2 protein-coding genes and 2 pseudogenes are annotated in these 2,203 nt (G+C 36.2%); all 4 read right to left on the bottom strand.

The features are described 5' to 3' along the window. A pseudogene (locus BD31_RS10900) lies at window positions 1–513 on the bottom strand (signal recognition particle-docking protein FtsY); the annotation flags it as partial. Between the two features lie 43 nt (window positions 514–556). Further along, window positions 557–1,063, bottom strand: a complete 507-nt coding sequence (locus BD31_RS10895; protein WP_008298454.1) for a signal recognition particle receptor subunit alpha — start codon at window positions 1,061–1,063, stop codon at window positions 557–559. A gap of 3 nt (window positions 1,064–1,066) precedes the next feature. Further along, window positions 1,067–1,492 carry a prefoldin subunit alpha gene (gene pfdA / locus BD31_RS03155; protein ID WP_008298449.1) on the bottom strand — a complete coding sequence of 142 codons (426 nt, stop codon included), beginning with the start codon at window positions 1,490–1,492 and terminating at the stop codon, window positions 1,067–1,069. A 103-nt stretch (window positions 1,493–1,595) separates the two neighbouring features. Continuing rightward, window positions 1,596–2,203: pseudogene (locus tag BD31_RS03150) on the bottom strand (superoxide dismutase); the annotation flags it as partial.

Below are 2,203 nucleotides of genomic sequence, written 5' to 3'. Positions count from 1 at the left end.
TTCTGGTGTTGGTTCTGGTGTTGGTTCTGGTGTTGGTTCTGGTGTTGGTTCTGGTTCTGGTGTTGGTTCTGGTTCTGGTGTTGGTTCTGGTTCTGGTGTTGGTTCTGGTTCTGGTGTTGGTTCTGGCTTTACTGACTTTGTAATTTCTACATCATCAAGTGAACCAAAGACAGTTTTCAGAAATACTTCCTTGTCAAATGGAATTAAATCAGGATATTCTTGTCCAACACCTACAAAAAGTATAGGAGTAGAAGTGATTTTTACAATTGACAAAGCTGCGCCGCCTCTTGCGTCAGCATCTCCCTTTGTCAGAATAGAGCCATTGAATTTTACATGTTCAAAAAATTCACGCGCTTGGTTTACAGTGTCATTTCCAGCTAAAGAGTCACCAACAAAAATTTTCATGTCAGGATTTACAACTTTGGTGATCTTTGCAATTTGTTCCATCAAGTTTTTGCTGGTTTGCATTCTTCCTGCAGTATCAATTAGGACACAGTCTGTTTTGTGGGATTTTGCATATAATACTGCGTCTCTAGCTACTGCGGCTGGATCTGATTCATAATTTTGAGCAACAAGTTTTTAGATTAAGACGGTTTGTGTGTTCCCGTAATTGCTCTATTGCACCAGCTCGAAAAGTATCAGCAGCTGCTACTACAACAGAATATTTTGCTTGTTGCAAGAGATATGCAAGTTTTGCAAGAGAAGTGGTTTTACCAGTTCCGTTAATTCCAACAAACAAAATCAAAAATGGTTGTCCTAGTTTCTTTTTTTCATTAATTTTTTCAAAGAGATCAATTTGTCCCGCATCATCAAACAATGAAGAGATACTTGAAATCAAACTGTCTTTAACAAATTTTTCAATTTGGTTCTTTTCTACTTTTGAGCCAATCAGTTTTTCTTTCAGATCTGATTTTATGGAATCTATTACTTCAGTTGCAACATCAGATTCTAAGAGTGCAATTTCTAAGTCAAAAAGAATATTCTCAACATCTTTTTCGTTAAGTTCCTTTTCGCCAAAACTTTTCGCCGCATTAGAAAATGCATTACGAAGTTTATCAAACATGTCTTATCCTGATTTTGGAGGAGACATAGATTGCATTAATTGGTTAATTTGCGCCTTACCTTGTTCTAAACGTCCTGCGGCATCTTGTTTTTTTGCTGCAGTGTCATTGATTGCAATCTCAATTTCTTTAATTCGTGCTTCAAGATAATTAATTGCAGAAGGAAAATCTTTTTCAACTGCAACACCTGCTCCGATATTCAAAACAATCTTAGAGTTAGATGAAATTTTTGTAGGTAGGTATGTGCCCATTCCAATTGGAACAAGGGTTTCAGATTCAGTTTTTTGACTAAGGGATTTAATGGATTCGATTGCGGCAATTGTCTCTCTGAATATACTCACAAAAGTTGCTTCTCTCTGAGACAAATCAGAAAAATATGTTTCAAGCATTTGCATTTGTTGCATTAATTGCTCTGCCTGTTCTTCACTCATTTACAACAAAGATTTCTCAGATGGTTATAAATTCATTCTTTGATAAAAACAAATAATCTAACCAAGCAGGTAGATGAATTTAAAAAAAATAAAAATTAGAATTTTATTTTGCTTTTGAGAATCTATTTTCTACTTCATCCCAATTAACCACATTCCACCATGCATTGATGTAATCTGGTCTTTTGTTTTGGTAATGAAGATAGTATGCATGCTCCCAAACATCACAGCCCAATAAAGGAGTAAGACCTTCAGTTCTTGGACTTGTCTGGTTTGGCATTGATTTGTATTCAACCTTTTTTTGAAGTAGGATTGTATACCAACCATCCCCAACCACTACCTTGAATCACTGCAGTAGTGGATGTAAATTTCTCTTTGAAGTCAGAAAAGCTTCCAAAAGAATCTTTGATTGCATCAGCAATTGATCCTCCAGGTTCTCCGCCTCCATTTGGTTTCATGTTGTTCCAAAATAGCCTGTGGTTATCATATCCACCACCGTTGAAATTAACTGCACCTCTTTGATTATCTGGGACTGATGAGATATTAGACAAAATGTCTAAAATATCTTTTTCTTGAATCTCAGATGGACATGCTTCAAGAGCTGCATTTAGTTTGTCAGTGTATGCTTGATGATGTTTGGTGTGATGAATCTCCATTGTTCTTGCATCAATGTGAGGTTCTAATGCATCATATGCATAGGGCATTTCAGGAAGA

This window comes from Candidatus Nitrosopumilus salarius BD31 (assembly GCF_000242875.2).
GTDB classification, from domain to species: domain Archaea; phylum Thermoproteota; class Nitrososphaeria; order Nitrososphaerales; family Nitrosopumilaceae; genus Nitrosopumilus; species Nitrosopumilus salarius.
This window is presented reverse-complemented; position numbering and strand designations above follow the sequence as displayed.

Coding starts and splice junctions, on each gene's coding strand:
- BD31_RS10895 (WP_008298454.1), bottom strand. CDS start 1,063: ATGTTTGATAAACTTCGTAATGCATTTTCTAATGCGGCGAAAAGTTTT.
- pfdA (WP_008298449.1), bottom strand. CDS start 1,492: ATGAGTGAAGAACAGGCAGAGCAATTAATGCAACAAATGCAAATGCTT.